This is a genomic window from Rickettsiales bacterium (assembly GCA_035765535.1).
Lineage (GTDB): Bacteria > Pseudomonadota > Alphaproteobacteria > Rickettsiales > JABCZZ01 > JABCZZ01.
On the sequence record DASTXE010000004.1, the window covers coordinates 111387 to 129810 of the forward strand.

At 51.7% G+C, this 18424-nt stretch carries 17 protein-coding genes and 1 tRNA gene; 6 read left to right on the forward strand and 12 right to left on the reverse strand.

Translation table 11 applies throughout. The features are described 5' to 3' along the window. Positions 1 to 45 precede the first annotated feature (45 nt). Genes VFT64_06425 through VFT64_06435 form a run of 3 tightly spaced genes read right to left on the reverse strand, consistent with a single transcriptional unit; the run spans position 46 to position 2961 of the window. Entirely contained in the window at positions 46 to 669 is a 624-nt protein-coding gene (locus VFT64_06425) for a hypothetical protein (GenBank protein ID HEU5047463.1), read from the reverse strand. Next, positions 659 to 2467: a DUF6356 family protein gene (locus tag VFT64_06430; protein ID HEU5047464.1), complete on the reverse strand. Its 1809-nt coding sequence runs from the start codon at positions 2465 to 2467 to the stop codon at positions 659 to 661. Before VFT64_06430 ends, VFT64_06425 begins: the two co-directional genes overlap by 11 nt. 38 nt (positions 2468 to 2505) lie before the next feature. After that, complete coding sequence (locus VFT64_06435; protein HEU5047465.1) at positions 2506 to 2961, reverse strand: Rrf2 family transcriptional regulator; 456 nt, start codon at positions 2959 to 2961, stop codon at positions 2506 to 2508. Positions 2962 to 3191: 230 nt separating this feature from the next. On the opposite strand from VFT64_06435, the gene VFT64_06440 reads away from it, so the two are divergent. Continuing rightward, positions 3192 to 5036: an SLC13 family permease gene (locus VFT64_06440; GenBank protein HEU5047466.1), complete on the forward strand. Its 1845-nt coding sequence runs from the start codon at positions 3192 to 3194 to the stop codon at positions 5034 to 5036. On the opposite strand, the gene VFT64_06445 is transcribed toward VFT64_06440, so the two are convergent. Continuing rightward, positions 5033 to 6082 (reverse strand): nitronate monooxygenase, encoded by a 1050-nt coding sequence (locus VFT64_06445; GenBank protein HEU5047467.1) that lies wholly within the window; start codon positions 6080 to 6082, stop codon positions 5033 to 5035. The genes VFT64_06440 and VFT64_06445 overlap by 4 nt on opposite strands. Positions 6083 to 6182: 100 nt before the next feature. Between VFT64_06445 and VFT64_06450 the strand changes: the two genes are divergently transcribed. Beyond that, positions 6183 to 6941, forward strand: coding sequence for a hypothetical protein (locus VFT64_06450; GenBank protein ID HEU5047468.1), 759 nt, complete (start codon positions 6183 to 6185; stop codon positions 6939 to 6941). A 161-nt stretch (positions 6942 to 7102) separates the two neighbouring features. Here VFT64_06450 and VFT64_06455 read toward each other — a convergent pair whose 3' ends face one another. Next, positions 7103 to 8023 (reverse strand): hypothetical protein, encoded by a 921-nt coding sequence (locus tag VFT64_06455; protein ID HEU5047469.1) that lies wholly within the window; start codon positions 8021 to 8023, stop codon positions 7103 to 7105. 320 nt (positions 8024 to 8343) lie between these two features. After that, positions 8344 to 9177: a PDZ domain-containing protein gene (locus tag VFT64_06460; protein HEU5047470.1), complete on the reverse strand. Its 834-nt coding sequence runs from the start codon at positions 9175 to 9177 to the stop codon at positions 8344 to 8346. A gap of 184 nt (positions 9178 to 9361) precedes the next feature. On the opposite strand from VFT64_06460, the gene VFT64_06465 reads away from it, so the two are divergent. After that, positions 9362 to 9958, forward strand: a complete 597-nt coding sequence (locus tag VFT64_06465; protein ID HEU5047471.1) for an MEDS domain-containing protein — start codon at positions 9362 to 9364, stop codon at positions 9956 to 9958. A 199-nt stretch (positions 9959 to 10157) separates the two neighbouring features. Here the strand turns inward: VFT64_06465 and VFT64_06470 are convergent, their stop codons facing one another. Both VFT64_06470 and VFT64_06475 read right to left on the reverse strand, forming a co-directional pair. Continuing rightward, complete coding sequence (locus VFT64_06470) at positions 10158 to 10748, reverse strand: integrase arm-type DNA-binding domain-containing protein (protein HEU5047472.1); 591 nt, start codon at positions 10746 to 10748, stop codon at positions 10158 to 10160. 168 nt (positions 10749 to 10916) lie between these two features. Continuing rightward, a tRNA-Arg gene (locus VFT64_06475) sits at positions 10917 to 10993 on the reverse strand. A 156-nt stretch (positions 10994 to 11149) separates the two neighbouring features. Here VFT64_06475 and VFT64_06480 point away from each other — a divergent pair. The 3 genes from VFT64_06480 to VFT64_06490 are packed head-to-tail and all read left to right on the forward strand — an operon-like array spanning position 11150 to position 15626. Then, positions 11150 to 12814, forward strand: a complete 1665-nt coding sequence (locus VFT64_06480; protein HEU5047473.1) for an NHL repeat-containing protein — start codon at positions 11150 to 11152, stop codon at positions 12812 to 12814. Positions 12815 to 12867: 53 nt separating this feature from the next. Next, positions 12868 to 14625 carry an NHL repeat-containing protein gene (locus tag VFT64_06485; GenBank protein HEU5047474.1) on the forward strand — a complete coding sequence of 586 codons (1758 nt, stop codon included), beginning with the start codon at positions 12868 to 12870 and terminating at the stop codon, positions 14623 to 14625. A gap of 44 nt (positions 14626 to 14669) precedes the next feature. Next, positions 14670 to 15626, forward strand: a complete 957-nt coding sequence (locus VFT64_06490; protein ID HEU5047475.1) for a homoserine kinase — start codon at positions 14670 to 14672, stop codon at positions 15624 to 15626. Positions 15627 to 15630: 4 nt separating this feature from the next. Here the strand turns inward: VFT64_06490 and VFT64_06495 are convergent, their stop codons facing one another. The 4 genes from VFT64_06495 to VFT64_06510 form a co-directional block, all read right to left on the reverse strand. Beyond that, complete coding sequence (locus VFT64_06495) at positions 15631 to 16203, reverse strand: hypothetical protein (GenBank protein ID HEU5047476.1); 573 nt, start codon at positions 16201 to 16203, stop codon at positions 15631 to 15633. A 101-nt stretch (positions 16204 to 16304) separates the two neighbouring features. Then, positions 16305 to 17060, reverse strand: coding sequence for an imidazole glycerol phosphate synthase subunit HisF (gene hisF / locus VFT64_06500; protein ID HEU5047477.1), 756 nt, complete (start codon positions 17058 to 17060; stop codon positions 16305 to 16307). Between the two features lie 4 nt (positions 17061 to 17064). After that, on the reverse strand, positions 17065 to 17406 hold the full coding sequence (locus VFT64_06505; GenBank protein HEU5047478.1) for a hypothetical protein: 342 nt from the start codon (positions 17404 to 17406) through the stop codon (positions 17065 to 17067). 1 nt (position 17407) lies between these two features. Then, entirely contained in the window at positions 17408 to 18337 is a 930-nt protein-coding gene (locus tag VFT64_06510) for a class I fructose-bisphosphate aldolase (GenBank protein HEU5047479.1), read from the reverse strand. Between the last annotated feature and the right edge of the window lie 87 nt (positions 18338 to 18424).

The window sequence follows — 18424 nt, forward strand, 5'->3', positions numbered from 1 at the left end:
ACACTCCATTTATCGCACGCAATCGCATAGAATGCAAGCACTGCCTCAGGGAGAGCGGTCTTTAACCGGCTCACGCTCTGCCTGTTCGCTAAGCGTTGTGGGAGAGACTGCCCCCCGCTTTAACCCGTCATGCGCAAAATTTTTCTGCCCTGCTTCATCCTGCTGAGCATCTGCCCCATGTTGCTCCTTGGGGCCGGACTGCTTGCTGAAAGGGTCCACGCCGGTTTCCTCAATGGCTTTCCAGCGGTCTTTCGCCATCTCAAGGCTACCCTGCAAGCCCGCCCTGTAACGCGGCAGCAGGCGGAAGGCTTCAACCATCTGATTGGCAATAATGGTCAGCGAGGAAACCCAGCCCACCATTTTCAGGGTTTTATTCTTCACCGATTCCGCAGCCGCTGCTATGGCAAGCGCCGCAGCCGTCTTCACGCCGATCCATATCGCAGGCTCCGCCACATCCTGCGTAAGCCCGGCCCCATCGCCGCGGCGCCGGACTTCAAATTCGATCATGCTGGCGTAATGCGGATTATCCTTCGCGTATTTATCGACGGATTTATCGACAAAATCTTCCGTAACCTTGTGCAAACGGGGTTTAACAAGATCCGTCGTAGCGCCGACCGCTCTTTCATATAAGCCGGTATGGTGCGGTTTATCGTTATCATTATCCGGCATGGTGATATTCCTTTTCCCTGCCCGCTATTATAGCAGCAGGAGCAAATTTGTCTGCCAGTATCTGAGCAATCTCTGCCGCCCGCTGCCGCAATTCAGGCACGGCCGTACATTCCAGAAGCTCTCCCACCAGCAATGATCCGATAGGGAAAACCGCCTGCCCGGCCAGCCCCGCTGCGCCGCCAGTACTATTGATTTCAATCCCGCAACGTAAGGGCCCAACCGTCACAAGCCCCCGATCGCGCATATTTTTCAGAAGCGTATGCCCGCTGGCAGCAATATCATATTGCGGGCCGCTGCAATTAATCACCAGCGCCGCCCGGATAGTTTCGACCCGGTTAGCTCCACGCTTACGGTAAGCTACGGTAACTCCCATTTCGTCCGTGCCGATATAATAAATATGGCCGGAAACTATCTTAAGCGTACCGCTGGCGAGCATGGCTTTGATATCCGCATAAATCTGCGGTGCAACGCGGTGACGATGCGTGTTCCACAATGTCAGCAGATGCCGGACACATTTGCGTTTTTCGCCCGTGGCAAGCCTTCTCCATAAATGCGCCGTCACCGGGCGCAATGAATCCACCACGCTGCGCCAGTCATACCCTTCCGCTTCCGCCTTCCGCAACTGCTGCCGGAATGCACGCAACAGCCCCAGCGCAGTCTGCGGAGCCTCGTCCGGCGTCTGTGTCCACTCCCACGCCGGATAAGGGCTGACATGCGCATCATCAGTGTGCGCCTGCGGCAGCTTTCCATGCCGTGAAATCGCCGTTACCGTTCCCTTGAATCCACGTGCACGCAACGTCTGTACTGTATCGATCATTGTCAGCCCGGTGCCTACAATCACAACTTCGCTATCGGCACTAAGCTGGTTTACATTGCGGGGAAATATACTATCCGCGCTGGGTCTCCATACATCGTCTACACATCTTGCCACATCGATCTGGTTACCGAAACTGCGCGGCGGCAGATTACCGGTGGCCAGCACAAGCGCATCCACCAGCGTTTCACGCATGATGCCGCCTTTGGAGGAGCACAGCAGAAGCTGCTGCGTCTGCGGATCATACAGACGCACATCCATGACCTGAGCCTGCACGACCCGGATATCGATTCCCTTGTTCCGGGCAAGACGGAATGCCTCTTCCGTGAGGAATTTGAGATAAGCACCGTAGAGCGCACGCGGTACGAAACTATGCGGGGTCCACTCTTTCCCCGGACACAGCTCGGCGCTACATTTCTTTCCTTCAGCTGTATGCAGCCATTGATAAAACCCATCGGGCGCTTCCGGAAAAGCCCCCATGCGGTTCGCACGCACATTCAGAAGATGCACTGCATCTTCCGTACCGTACGCAACACCGCAGGCAAGCGTGTTTCCCTCATCAAACCACTCAATGACCATAGGAGAATGCGCGCGGCGCACGAGATTAGCAATCGCGAGGGCTCCGCTGAAACCGCCCCCCACCACACCTACCCGCGCAATACCATCGGCGGCAGACGGTTTCCTGAAAGGCAGAATATTATTCGGCAGCATTTTCTCAAGCATGCCGCTTCGCGCCGACCGCTCCTGCATCGCACCGTAGATACGCTTCACTTTCGTGCTGGCCGTACGCGGAAACAGGAATGGGAAGAACGCATGCGTCATTAGGGCGCAACCCGCTCCTATCAGATCCAGGGAAGTTTCGGCCGCAAAGGCGAAATGCTGAAGATAGCCTTCACCCAAATCGGCAGGATGTTTTACGAAAGCTTTCTTGACGGCACCCGCAAACAGGAGCGCTTTTCGGGAGTATACTATGGGTTGCCTCATATGTTCCCCTTTGGTGGAATGTGCAGATAGCACTTGTATTACGGCTCGAGAATATCGTGATCCAGGAGAGTAGCCGCCCCTTTGGGAAGACTCAGCATATCCTTGATCGTGCGTTGATCCAGTACGCCGGAAATCGCAATCCTGACATCCTTCATGACACTGCGGATAGCGCACTTGGCGACATCGGGACAGTCATCGCAAGGCTGGTAAGCCGTGACGCTTGCACAACGAATAGGAGCCAGAGGCCCATCCATGATGCGGATGACATCGCCGATGGTAATCACGTCCGCAGGTTTGGAGAGATTATATCCTCCCATGATGCCGCGCTTGCTTTCCACAAGCCCATGATTCCTGAGGTCGGATAATATGACTTCAAGAAACTTGTGCGGCACGTCCGCTTCCTGTGCAATCGTTTTTGTCTGCATCAGCCTCTTCTCATTCCTTGCCAGAACCATCATTGCCCGCAATGCATATTTGGCTTTCATCGAGAGCATGATTAATTCCTACTAACTTTATAGGGATTAGGGAAGCGAATGTCAATCTTCATGAGAAGTTTCCAGCCAACTAATTGATACTACAGCATAAAAACAACTATTTTTACCTTTCGCTTCCTGAGAAAATCGAATTGTATTTGCATCTTTACGCATTATAATCCTATTAATCTAGTAGAGAATATAACTTCTATCAACAGGAACTCTCAAGCATAAGAAAGAGGGGTGTGCGAGTGCCTTTTCCCATCGTAATAACTTTTTTAGTGCTGGCCGGGGTGCTTTATGCATTCATACGTGAAAAAATTCCTGCCCATCTTGCCGCGATCGGCGCAATGGCACTGCTGCTTGCAACAGGTATGATTAATACGGACCAGGCCCTTGCGGTATTCTCCAATCCAGCTCCTGTGACCATCATCGCCATGTTTGTCATTGCGGCTTCTCTTGAACGCACTGGAGTGATGGATTCCATCGCCTCTGCAGCGCTTCGGCTTGCCGACAAAAACCGTTACGTCGCATTGGGTACATTGCTATGCGGCGTAATAGCCGGTTCGGCTTTTATGAATAACACACCGGTAGTGATGTTGATGATCCCGGTGATTATTACCGTTGCGCGCCGCCTGAAGGAATTCCCCTCCCATTACCTCATACCGCTGTCTTACGCCGCGATTCTGGGCGGCACCTGCACATTGATCGGCACCTCCACCAATATTCTGGTAGACGGTGTAGCCCATACGATGGGCCAGCCCTCCTTCACTATGTTCGAAATCACCAAAGCAGGGATGATTCTGGCAATCGCCGGAGCGGCTTTCCTTTTCCTGTTTGCAAGAAAACTGCTGCCGGGACGGGCGTTGTCAGATACTGGGCATATAAATACAAACGACAAGCACTATATAGCGGAGGCTTTGATTCCCCATGATTCCCCGCTTATCGGCAAAACCCTGAACGATCTGCAATTCAGCTCAAGCGGCGGATACGAAATCCTCGATCTCATCCGCGAGGAAACAGGAGCAAGATCGGGAGGCATTTTCGCCCGCGTCAAGGATGCACTGGAAGAACCCTCTTCGTCCGCAAGCAAGCGCTCCACTTTACGCGATATTCCTCTTCAGGCAGGCGACCGTCTTTGGTTTAAGACAAACCGCAATGAGCTGCTACAACTCAAACAGCAGATCGGCATCACCTTTGCAACGGAAGATATGCATCTGGCAGAGCCTCTGGCCACACGCGAAACGGTGATGGTCGAAGGAGTAGTCGGCCCGAACTCCGCTTTTATCGGCCGCAATCCGGATAGTTTACGGCTGCGCCGCCGCTACGGCTGCTATATTCTTGCCATTCATCGCGGTGAAGCGCATATCAGCAGCGATTTCAGCTCTCTCGTATTACGCAGCGGCGATACGCTGCTGCTGGAAGGTCCGCGTGACGAGCTGGAAAAATTATTCGAGCATGAGGGAATATTAAGCCTCGGAGAAATCCGGCGACGCAGTTTCGACCGGCGCAAAGCCCCGCTTGCCATAGGCGTGTTGCTGGGCGTAATTCTGCTTTCCGCCGTGGGAATGATGCCGATTGCAGGGCTGGCGCTCATCGGCGCAATAGTGCTGATTGTAACAGGCTGCGTGACGGGGGAACAGGCTTATGCGAGCATTCAGTGGCGCATCCTGCTGCTGATCTTCGGCACGCTCGGCATCTCGCGGGCCATGGAAAGCAGCGGCACGGCACGCCTGATCATCGATGCCGTTGCACATGCCGCTCAACCCTTCGGACCGCAGGCTGTGCTGGCCGTGGTGTATCTGGTTGCGATGCTGCTTACCGAATTCATGAGCAATAACGCCGTGGGTGTTCTGGTTACCCCCATTGCCATCGGAATCGCACAGTCATTAGGCGTCAATCCCCGCCCCTTTATCGTGGCCGTGATGTTCGCCGCTTCCGCAAGCTTCGCCACTCCCATCGGCTACCAGACGAACAGCCTTGTTTTCGCGGCAGGCAATTACCGGTTCCGGGATTTTCTACGCATCGGCATCCCGATGAATCTGCTGATGATGGCACTGACCGTGACCATCGTTCCGCTGCTCTGGAAGTTCTAGGACAAACCCGCCATTTCACGCGCAAGTGTTCTGACCAGTTCAGCCGCAGGCATGGACCGGGCAAGCGGTGCGCCCTGCCCCGCCCATTGCGCGCCGAATCCTCCTTCGCCCTTAGCTAGAGCCGCCGCATTCAGCGCCTTACCTGCATCATACGCAATGGGATAATCCGGCACCGGCAACCCTGCAAGCGCTTCGCTCAAAGCGGTAAACCGGTTCGCAAGGCACCGCGCCGGACGGCCTGAAATCATGTCGGTCATCACCGTATGCTGCGCGCCGGGCCCTTTCAGAGCGGCACGAAACGCATCATTCGCGCTCGATTCCGGACAGGCGATAAAGGCAGTGCCAAGCTGTGCGGCAACCGCGCCAAGGCGCAAAGCTGCTGCAATACCCGCACCATCCATAATACCGCCGCTTGCGATCACCGGAATATCAAGCCTTTCCACCAGCAGCCTTGTGAGCACAAAAGTACTGAGCGCATCGTCATGCGCTTTAGGATCGAACACGCCGCGATGGCCGCCCGCTTCAATCCCCTGCGCCACGCCCGCATCGATCCCTGCGGCCTGGATAGCATGAGCTTCATCCAGATTCGTCGCTGTTGCGAGCAATGTAATGCCCGCATTTTTTAATGCCGCAATATAAGCAGGAGACGGAAGGCCGAAATGAAAGCTGACCACGGCAGGCCGTGCCGCAAGCAGCATATCGAGCATGTCGCCATCTTCACGGAAACTCTTATAGATTTCCCGAATCGACTTCGGCGGCTCAGCATCATACGTTTGGAAATACGGAGCAAGGGCTTTGAGCCACGCAGCCTCACGTTGCGCATCCGCACGAGCCGCCTCATGCACAAACACATTCACATTAAAGGGCTTGTCCGTGAGCGCTTTCGTTTCCTCTATCGTACGGCGTGCACAAGCCGCATCCATCGCACCGACGCCCAGCGAACCAAGTCCCCCTGCATTCGAAACGGCTGCAGCAAGCACAGGCGTGGATACACCCGCCATCGGCGCCTGTATGATCGGCAATTCAATTCCCAGTTTTGAAAACACGAGCTACCCCTTCATTGCGATATCATAAACTTATTTTGTATATCTTATATAATCTGCTACTCAGAGTATATATACAGAGAGCAAAATAGGAGTCAGAAAATTGGCTTATAGTACAATCAAGACTTACTCTACTGCAATGGCAGCGGCTTTAGTAGCCTTCGGTTTTTCACTGCCCGCACTGGCAGGTCCTTACCGGGTGGATTCTCCCACGGTCGACCCCGGCATCCTGTCTCTTGAAACCCGTAACCATTTCGACTCCGACCACCGCGCCGCGGATGACGGGCTGCAGGGATACCAGCTCCTGATGAAATACGGCATGACGGACCGTATGAGCATTGAACTTAAAACAGACGGTGAACACCGCCCCGATCAGGATTTCGTAGCAGCCTCCTCGCAGATGGAAGTGAATTACTGGCTCACCAAACAAAAAGATAACTGGTTCTTTGACACGGCGGTTCGCGGTTATTACCGGGTCAGTGAAGAAAGCGGCGTTCCCGATGCGGTCGGCAGTAAATTTCTGGTGATGAAAGATCTGGGAAAATGGACGCATGTGGCCAACCTCCGTATCGAAAAGGAAGTAGGCGAAAATGCCAGTAAGCGAACAGAATTCGCATTCCTGTGGCGCACGAAATATAACTATAAAACAGAATTCAGTCCCGGATTTGAAATCTATGACGGCTTCAGGGAATTCAGCCATGTGGGCACTTACAACGAGCAGAAATACAATGCCGGCCCGGTCTTCTTCGGCAAACTGGGCGACCATGTGCGCTACGATGTCGGTTATCTGGTAGGGATTTCAGGAGCCGCCGTGGATAATATCATCAAAATCAACCTGGCCTATGAATTCCCTTATCCTTAGTAAGTAGGACTGGTGCCCCGGCGGCTATCATATTAAGACTTAATATGAGCAGAATTGCTCGACTTATAGGAATGGGGAATTTTTAGTTACCCCCAGAGTTACCCCCACACCGCTCATGGTAGCGCCTCAAACTTATCGTCTTCTATCATCTTTATCACACTTCATATTGCTAAATTTTTAGGCAACCAGTTCTCTGCACCATACGGATATATGTATATTTCATTCAGGCTCCACTGAGGAACTTCTTGAAAACTAAAGAATGACCTCAAAGATGATTGCCGAATACGGTCTGAATGTAGACCGTACTGACCTGCTATTAATATACCACAGGCTGTAACTGCATTAAAAGCTTGGCAAAGAGTTGCCTGCTCAAAATTATTCTCTCTATCGTGTTTTGCTGCGTTATATGCATCATACCATTTTAAGGATCGCGAAGGATTTGCTATATCCCATCCCTCAAAGGGCTTGGTGGGCAATAGCCATGGGTAATTTGGATAAACAACTGCATATTCATCAAGCCGCATGACTTTATTAAGTTTCACATAATCGTTGGTATTAAGATTTGCTGCTGTATAGCCATTGGCAGTTAGAATGCCACGCCAATGACTTTCGATCTCTGTGCAGGCAAGAATCAACAAGTTACGTATATCATGACCAAATGCATCAGATGTCTTATCGCTTGGATGGATTGTCTGACATATGCGATTAAGCTGGGTTGTCAGTGCATCGAGCTGACCGCATGCTATAGCAATTGAATTAGCTTCATTTTTAACACTTGGACTTGTTCCCGGAGATTCATGCACATGTTGATCTACTGGGCGCGCTATTCTTGGGTAGTACTGTCCCGGTTCTAAATCAACTTTATGAAAAGGGTTTTTACCGTGCGGCTCAAACCAAGGTGTTGCGTTACGAATGGTATCCCAGATTGTCTCACCCGATTTAGCTTTAAAGTAAGCCCCAGCAACCTTTTCTGGCTCATGAATCCCAAGTCGACAAGCCGAATCATGATCTATTTTCCATACATCAAAAGTTGGTTTTGATTCGTGACTCAACCGATCCGTTGTTCGTATGTAATATTCCATTACCCCTCTTCACAAGAAATACCTACAATCAATTATCAGAGCCTTCTGAAGCTAATATTGCTGGCAATTTATTCCGTATTCCGAAACCGCTGACTCAAAATCATTCTGTGCACTTTTAAGGCGATTAAATGCTAGCGAACAATCATCATGACCATGACTATCGGACACACAATTTGAATAGTGCTTCATAGCATAGCCTATATCTTGGAGTGCAGCATTATAGGTATCTATAGATGACTGGCATTCATAAGAGTCAGCATATGCTATCGATGCCATCCCGCACAAACTGATCGCAACAATGGTAACATATACTACCCCTCTCATTTGCCATCCCCATGAGTTATTACTTCTTTAGCAACAGACAGTATTTTAACTTCCTTCTTCAGAATTTTTCCATCGCGATACAATTTGAGAGTAACGCTCTGCCCTTCATATTTATTCAGAAGCTGCCCATATTGCTCTTGTGAATAGACCTTATCACCTTCAACAGAGAGTAATATATCACCTGGAAATATATTGGCTTCAAATGCTGGGGTTCCCTCAACTACATCCGATACTCGGAGGCCACCGTTTGAATTGAGGCGTTTTCGCGTTGCAATATCAAGCTCGGAAGACTGGGCATCAAAAAATAATCCGAGACGCGCTTTAGCCTTTGCAAGATAAACAGCTCCAAATTCTGATCGCTGTATTGAATATGGCATCATCAGAGTTTCGCTGCCATAGGTTGTTGTCGTTCCGGTCCCATAAGCATTAACCACTCCCCCCGGCCCATATGCCGTAGCATTAGCGGTAGAGTATGATGTAGACGTCGTGGGAATTGTCACAGGTGCTACACCTGAAACGGTGCGGGAATAATGTGAACTGACGAGTACAATCTGCGCTCCTATTTTTTTTGCCTGTGCTCTAGCCTGATCGTCAGTGATCGAAGCACTAGGAGCTTCAAACGCGGAATAGCCAATAACAAAATATCCTTTCCGTATTAAGGCATGTATATCGTGAGTAAAATTATTTGAAGGATAAACCTGTATATCTGCTGACAACGCTTCATAATACGGGTTTACCCTTGCATCCGGAGCACCTTGGTAAAACTGAGAGTAGGGATTTGCACATGCAGTTAATATACAAAGCAGGAAGAAAACTATACCGCGCCTCATGATTGAAATACTCCCAATGTGAATCCCGTATTGGTTCAACATAGAGGGATGTATATTTTTGGCAATTATTATTTCATTATGACACACCTCATTTCTCTATACCTCACATTATATAAAGAGGAATAGCGACTGCGGAATGAGTTTGAAGCGTTGGTTGCGGGGGCGTCGGCTAATATGCTATAATATGTATTATTCAATCTCATCTGTAATTTTTCATATGGACGCACTACCCAGACATCAATGCATTGTCTATGGAGGCCAGCCGACGCTTCATTTACAAAGCCTGGCGCTGACGATCATTGGCAAGCTGAAGGGCAAGAAACGTTGCCTGTACCTGAACAGCCCGGCGATGGTTGCTGAAATGCGGACCGCACTTATAACGGCGGGACTTGATCCGGCGGCGGAAATCAAAAAAGGATCTTTGGTCTTTGTGTCGGACCAAAATCATCTGGTGGATGGCAAGTTCGATGTCGACAAGATGATGGATATGCTGAATATCACGCTACAACAGGCGCTGGCTGACGGTTACACCGGCCTGTGGGCAACCGGTGATATGACCTGGGAATTCGGCAGTGAAAAGAACTTCGCTAAGCTTTTTGAATATGAGCAGCGGCTGGATATATTCATGAAACACAATCCGGGGTTATCCGGCGTCTGCCAGTATCATCGGGACAATATACCAATCGAGGCTATCGAAACAGCAGGTCGCGTCCACCCGGCGATGTATGTCAGCGATACGCTATCTCACATCAACCCGGATTATGAACTACCTGCAGCCTAACCATCCTTTATCATTTATTCTTTTTTAGACTTATCAAAAGCATCTAGAAGGATTTTTGTTTCATTCGCTATGGAGCGCTTCCCTGGCTTTTTCTTGGTAGCCCTAGGATTTTCAATAGGAGGAATCCCTTCTGTCACGCTTGCAACGTAGCTCCAGCCGTTTTGTCTGGATCTGGTTTCTAATGCCCGAACTTTCTCTTCTACCGCATCTTTAAAGTTGGATCGGGAACGCGACGTGCGCGCCGCTGCAAATCCATCGCTTGATAGCATATCTGCCCACAGTTCTGTAATGCTCTATGGGCAGTCTCCAGTGCCTTACGATCCTCTATGCGCCTGATGCAGGTAAGCAGCACTGAGGGCGTAATCTCCCTTATCGGCTTGTTACCCAGCCAAGGAAAAATGCAGCGCTCCAACCTGCGGATCACTTTGTCTGCATGCCCTGGCGTCCAGCCTTCTGAGAATTTCGCCCACCACTCACGCGCAATAACTTCAAAGGTATTGGCCGCAAGTTCTACCTGGGTAGCCTTTACAGCCTTCCTGTTATCACTGGGATCAACCCCGTTAGCTAACAGCTTGCGAGCTTCTTCTCTACGTTCCCGTGCTTCCTTCAAAGATACCTCGGGGTATGTGCCAAGGGACAATAGCTTCTCCTTACCCCCAAATCGGTATTTAAGACGCCACCACTTACCCCCAGCCGGTTTTACAAGCAGGAACAGGCCACCGCCATCAAAGAGCTTGAGCGCCTTGTCCTTGGCCTTTGTGTTGTTGATAGCAGTAGCAGTGAGCTTCATAATTGGGGGTAACTCATTTTACAAACTTCGCAGTTACCCCTGAAGTTACCCCCGGTTACCCCCAGATGTCAAGAAATGGCATGAGACGACCTGAAGCAATCAATATGACCACAGCAGGCAGATTACCTATAATTATGAGTGATTATGAAATACCGTGAGATAAGAATTTGGTGCACCCGGCGGGATTCGAACCCACGACCTTCGCCTTCGGAGGGCGACACTCTATCCAGCTGAGCTACGGGTGCCTGTGGCGGCTAAAAAGCAGCCAAATGTTTAGTAGAGCAACCCTCACCAATTGTCCAGCCCGCTTTAACTCACGAAAAAAGATACAAAATCCGTAAAATTTTACTCTACCTTAAATTGCAGATACCTTATTTGGCAAAAATGGGTTATAATGCAGAATGATGAAACGCGGTTTTACGCTGATCGAGCTCTCCGTGGTGCTGGCAGTCCTTTCTGTGGTGATGGCCGGCGGCCTTTCCATACTGACCGTGAGCCTCCAGCAGACGCAATATGATGAAACCGTCAATAAAATCCATACGATTAAGGACGCGCTGCTGAGTTACAGCACCGCTTTCTCCCGTCTGCCCTGCCCGTCCAGCCTTACAGCGCCTCCCACTAATGCCAGCTACGGCGCTGAAGTCAGCAGTCCCGGCAGCTGCAGCGGAGCCAATTACACCAATTCCGGCGTAGCCGAAGGCGGCGTGCCCACACGTGTGCTGCAGCTTCCCGATACGTATATGTACGATGCCTGGGGCCGCAGGCTGCGCTATGCCGTGGATACAAGTTTCACCTATGCAAGCGGCTCCAACGCTGGGCTGCCCGCTCCCATCGGCGGCATGGGCGTTCCCAGCGCCACCCCTATCACGGTGAAGGACGCCGCAGGGGCCGCACGTGTCGGAAACGCAGTGTATGTCATTCTAAGTCACGGCGCAAACGGACATGGCGCTTTCACTAAAACCGGCAGCCAGATGAATGGCGCCAGCAACAATACGGATGAATGGACCAACTGTCATTGCGACGGATCTATTGTAAGCACAGGCTACTCGCCCACTTACATTCAGCATAGTGCTAACTACCAGACCGCAGGCGACCCAAGATACCGCTTTGACGATATCGTATCCTTCGCGCAGCCCTGGCAGCTCGCTTCCCAGTCCTCTTCGGTGTCTGCCCTTTCCGCAACATTGCCGAATTACATTTTTCTGATTGATTACAACAACAGCAAATTCTGGAAATATAACGCCAACACGAAAACCTGGAGCAACCCGACCGTTGCAGGGCTCAATAACCCGCAGGCGCTCGGAGTGGATAGCAGCGGCAACATCTATATCGGCAACGATACGGGCAGCGCCATCTATAAATACACCAACAGCACAGCAACCTGGGCGGCCTGGTCCGTCACCGGCGTAAGCCGCCCGAGCGCCATCATATTTGACACAAGCGGCCATATCTATATTTCAAACTACGGCGGAAACAATATCACCGAGTATAACTCGAGCGGCGGCAGCCCCATCAAAACCCTGACAGACGGCTTTACCGGCCCTCAATCCATTGCGCTTGACGGCAGCGGCAATCTCTGGGTGGCCGACAGCTATGTCCCCAACTGCAATAACCTTGCAGGCTATGGTGCCACCACCGCTGCAGGTACGGGATTATGCATTGCCAAATATAACGGCACGTCCTGGACCACCATTGGCAAAGCTGGCACCGGTCAGGGTCAGTTTTATGAACCGCAGGGACTTTATGTCGACGCCAATCAGGTGCTATGGGTAGCTGATTACGGCAATAACCGCATACAGAAATGCTCGCTCAGCACCGACTGCTCCGTGACCACCAACTGGACCGTCTACGGAGGCACATCAACTGGAACCGCCGCCGGACAGTTCAACACCCCCAGCGGTATCTGGGGAGATGCACAGGGCAATATCTGGGTCGCAGACGGACACAACCGCAGGCTGCAGGTGTTTTGGAAAAAAACGCAGCAATGGGATATTTTCGCGGATATGACCCTCGTGACAACACAATCGTTATTCTTCTCCTATCCGATTGTAACCATGGGCAGATAGCCCTATAATAATCATTGCATGGCCGTTGGGGCTTTGTTACTTGATAATGTAATATGATGAAACGCGGCTTTACCCTCATTGAGTTATCCGTCGTTCTGGCCGTGCTTGCCGTTGTCATGGCAGGCGGCCTCTCTGTGTTGACCGTGAGCCTTCAGCAAACACAATATAACGATACGCTCGCCCGGATTTCCGCTATTGAAAAAGCCCTGGCGGATTACGCTGCGGCATTCGGCCGCCTGCCCTGTCCGGGAGATCTTACTTTGCCCCCCACCAATGCCAATTACGGCGCGGAAGCAGGCTCTTCTGTTGGCGGCAAAGGCACAGGCGAGTGCTATACGAGCATGACACCAGCCGCGAACTATAAATCCTCCTCCGGCGCAGAAGAAGGGGCTGTTCCTACACGCACGCTGCAACTGCCCGACAGTTATATGTACGATGCCTGGGGCAGAAAATTCCGCTACGCGGTCAATCCAGACTATACAGGCTATACATTCAATTCAAAGGCCCCCTTCCCTAATGGCATCTGTTACAGCAGTAGCAAAGGCATTACGGTACAGGATGCAACCGGAGCAACACGCACGAGCAGTGCTGTTTACGTCCTATTCAGCCACGGTGCAAACGGGCATGGCGCCTATACAAAAACCGGTGGCAGGGTCAACGCATGGGATAATAACAGCGAAGAACAGTTCAATTGCCATTGCGACAGCTCCGGTGTAGACAGCGGCAGTTACCTTGCCAGTTATATTCAGCACGCTCCCACCTATCAAAGTTCACACGCAAACGATGCCACCTACCGCTTTGACGATCTCGTCGCTTTCCGTATCCCCTGGCAGCTTCAAAGTCAGAACAGCCAGATCTCCGGCAATTGCACATCCAATACCGTCATATGGATCGCAGACTACAGCAACAGCCGCATTGTGGAATTCAGCACGCTAACGGGATCATATGTAACCTCCATCAGCAGCACGACGAGCCCGGCCTTTCCGTTCGGCAACACCAACAGCGTCGCGCTGGATAGTGCAGGTAATATATGGGTTGCCGATACCGGAAACCGCGTAGTGGAACTCGACAGCGCAGGCAACTGGAAAAAAACGTTAGGAGGCGCGTATACGGATTCATGCGCCGGGACAGCCAACGGCGCCAGCTGCAGCAACATCAGTTCGTATGATGGCTCACATTCCAGCACTTGCTGCGTGCCCAGCAGTGGAAGCTGCTTATGCAACTCAGGCGCCGCTAACGGTCAATTCGATACCGGAGGCGCACCGACGCAGATGGCTTTCGATAGCAGCGGTCATCTCTGGGTAACAGATTACAACAATAAAAGACTGCAGGAATTCAATGCTTCGACCGGCGCCTGGATGAAAAGCGTATCCCTGTCGGGCAATCCTGCAGGCATGGTTATCGATTCCAGCAATATCTTCTGGATTATGGAAGAAACCGTGCATGCACTATACAAATATGACGGCACAACGGAAACAGCAGCCGGCTATTCATCCTTCAGCAACGCTGGCTATTCATCCGATTACATGGCGATCGACACAAGCAACAATATCTGGGTAACGGATGAAGGAAACAATAAAGTTAAGAAATTCTCCAGCAGCGGTGTTTTCTCAAGCTCCCTCGCCCCCACAGGTGTGAGCGGAAATACAGGCATCTTCTTCGACTCCCAAGGCTATGCCTGGCTGGCTTCAGAAAACAGCAACTCAATTTATAAGGTGAACCCTTCCACCGGAACCATTCTGCTGACCATTAACACTGCAAACGGAACAGGCTTCGGCTCTCCCCAGCTCAGCTTCTCCAATGCCCGTTAACATATAACATTGCATTACGAAGCAAGCCGTATATATAGGACTGCATGGCCGTATATACCGAACTGACCCAATCCGAAATAGCGGATTTCCTGACAGCTTACGACCTGCCCGCGCTAAAGGCAGCGGAGGGTATTCGTTCGGGCGTGGAAAACACGAATTACCTGCTGGTGCTGGAAGATGGAAGCAAGCACATCCTGACCTTGTTTGAAAAACGCACGGAAGCAAAAGACCTGCCGTTCTTTGCAGGCCTTATGGAACATCTTGCCACCAAATCCATCCCCGCGCCGATGCCGGTGCGCGGCCGTGACGGACAGGCGATTCGCACATTAAAAAACAAACCGGCGCTGATCGTCACTTTTCTAAACGGCAAGGACGCTGCCGAACTCACTCCTTCCCATCTGGCGCAGCTGGGTGAATATACTGCGAAATTGCATATCGCCGCCTCTGATTATCCACAGCAACGGGCAAATGGACTCGCTTTTGCAGGCTGGCATGCATTGCTTGCAAAAATCGAAGCGCGCGCGGATGAAATTACGCCGGGTCTCGCGGATGAAATGCGTAAAGAACTGGCCTTTCTCGAATCCACATGGCCGAAGAACCTGCCGCAGGGCGTGATCCATGCCGATCTTTTTCCGGATAACGTATTCTTCGATGCGCAAGGCAAGCTCAGTGGCATCATCGACTTTTACTTTGCCTGCAATGATCTCTTTGCCTATGAAATCGCCATCTGCCTGAATGCTTGGTGCTTCGACGCGCAATGGGAATTCTGCCCGGAAAAGGCAAAAGCATTTATGGCTGCTTATGAAAAAGTTCGCCCGCTATCAGAGAGTGAGCGGACCGCCCTGCAGGTGCTGGCACGCGGTGCAGCATTGCGCTTTCTGCTGACCCGCACGCATGACCGGCTATTCCCGGTGGAAGGCGCGCTGGTCACTTCTAAAGATCCGATGGAATATCTGACGAAATTGCGCTTTCACCGCAACGTGGAATATTACAATATATAAAGCACTATCCTCGCTGATTGGTGCCTCTGCCGACTCCCGCCATGGGAGGCGAGACATCCGGTGCGAGTGGAGGAGCCATATCAGGTCCAAAACCTTGGCCACGTCTCTGATTCTCTCGCCCTACGACATTTTCAACTTGCTGGGAAGAAGCATTCGGTGTTTCCGGCTTTTTATCGAGATGAAAAATTTTCCCGACGATTCCCGTAACCGCCCCCTGTATGGCACCGCCAATCGCAATCGCAGCCGCTCCGATTGCAAGCATTCCAATCCCGGGCAAAGCCATTCCCGCAACCGCCGCAATACCGACACCCACCGCCAGCGCGGCAACTCCCAGAAGCGCACCGGCCTTTGCCATCCTGCCGATGAAGCCACCTTTGCCGCCTGTCACACTGTCGGTAAGGCCGAGAAACCATCCTTGCACGGCACCTAAGACAAAACCTCCCGCTGCCACCAGGGGGAGCGCCAGAAGGGAAAGCCCGCCCGTGGCTGGCGCCATGGCCAAAGCCCCTATGGCTCCCGCACCGATATTCAACGCGGCAGAACTTTTGATAGCACCTTTGCGGAAGTCTTTATCCATAGCTATACCAGTATCTTAACGACAGGACACAGTATAGTGGATAGTCACGGAGGATTCAAATGACCCTATGATGACAATTCCATACCATTGAATTCAATGTATTATCTCACGGCAATGCCAGCATTACGCATTGCTTCCTTAGCCTGAGCGATCGTATAAGTGCCGTAATGGAAGATGGAAGCGGCAAGTACCGCACTTGCATGGCCTTCACACACGCCTTCCACGAGATGTTCGAGCGTTCCCACACCACCGGAGGCAATGACAGGAATCTCCACCGCATCAGATACGGCGCGCGTAAGCGGAAGATTGAAACCTTGCTTGGTGCCGTCACGGTCCATGGAAGTAAGCAATATCTCCCCTGCTCCAAGTGACGCCATATGTTTCGCCCATTTCACGGCATCGATACCGGTAGCGTTACGTCCGCCATGCGTGAAGATTTCAAACTTATTCGGGGCGGTGGATTTTGCATCGATCGCCACGACAATACACTGTGCTCCGAATTTATCCGACGCTTCACGCACGAATTCCGGATTACGCACGGCTTCTGTGTTAATGGATACCTTATCCGCACCGGCCAGCAGCAGCTTGCGTATATCTTCCACCGTCCGCACGCCGCCGCCAACGGTCAGCGGCATGAAACATTGCTCCGCAACGCTTGCCACGGCATCATACAGAATCGAACGGTTATCGCTGGAAGCGGAAATGTCGAGAAAGCAGAGTTCATCCGCACCTTGCTTATCGTAGAGTCGCGCCTGCTCCACCGGATCGCCCGCATCCTGCAGGCCGACAAAGTTCACGCCTTTAACAACACGCCCGTCTTTTACGTCAAGGCAGGGAATGATTCGAGTTTTCAGCATAGATTTAAAATACACTCACGCCGAGACCTACGTCCACTTGCGGTGCAAGGTAAATAGTCTCGCCTACTTCATTGGGAACGCCAAGAACCAGTACTTGGGAAACTTCCGGCCCCATTTTCTTTTCTCCCAGATTCATGACCGCAATAATTTGTTTGCCAATCAGAGCCTCCTGAGCGTAACTCATGTAGGCGCCGCAAGAGATGCGTGTACCAAGCTCAGGACCAAAATCAATCGTTAGGCGATAGGTAGGTTTTTGGGTTGCAGCAGTCTCAGCCTTGATAATTTTGCCTACACGAATATCCAATGCATCGAAATTGGCAAAATTTGCAATAGACTTTAGTGCCACCCTACTCTTCTCCCTTATAAATCGCGATGATCTTCGCCAGCATGTCGAGCGCTTCGGCTTTCGGGCGCTGGAACGTATTGCGGCCGATGATCGAACCGTTACCACCGCCATCGCGGATCGCGCGGCATTCATCATACACATCGTTCAGCCCCTTGGAAGCACCGCCGGAGAAAATCACGATACGCTTGCCGCCAAACGTGGTCTGCTTTACATGCGCAATGCGCTTGGTCAGCGTGGCAACGTCGATCTTTTCCTTCTCGTAAACCTTCTTGGCTTCCGGCAGTTCAAGGAAATCCGTCGGCGGTTTAACCTTGATGATATGCGCGCCGATCAGCGCAGCAATATGTGCAGCGTAAGCGCAGATATCCACTGCGGTTTCGCCGTCCTTGCTGATGAAGCCGCCGCGCGGATACGACCAGACAACCGAAGCCAGACCGTAAGATTTCGCTTCCAGCGTCATCTCGCGTATTTCTTCAATCATGTCGTTCAAATCGTGCGAGCCGGGATAAATCGTGAAACCGATCGCTTTGCAACCCAGACGCAGTGCATCCTTCACCGTTGAAGTGATCGCCTGGTTCGGCGCCTGGTCTTTGGGAACCAGCGAATTGGAGGAATTCACTTTCAGGATCAGCGGAATCGCACCGGCAAACGTATCGGCACCGGCTTCCAGCATGCCAAGCGGCGCTGCGTAGGCGTTCAGGCCTGCATCAACTGCCAGCGAGAAGTGATAATGAGGATCGTAAGCTTCCGGATTGGGAGCAAAGCTGCGCGCAGGTCCGTGCTCGAATCCCTGATCCACCGGCAGGATGACGAGCTTGCCCGTACCGCCGAGCTTGCCATGCATGAGCATGCTGGCGAGGCTTGCCTTGGTGCCGGGATTATCGCTTTCGTACCAGCTGAGAATCTCTTTGACCTTGCGCGTAATTTTCATAATACATACCTTTATAGAAACGTTGCTTTTTAGCCCTCAGAGCCCCCAATACACCAAAAGCCCCTTATTGTCACTGGTATTTAGCCA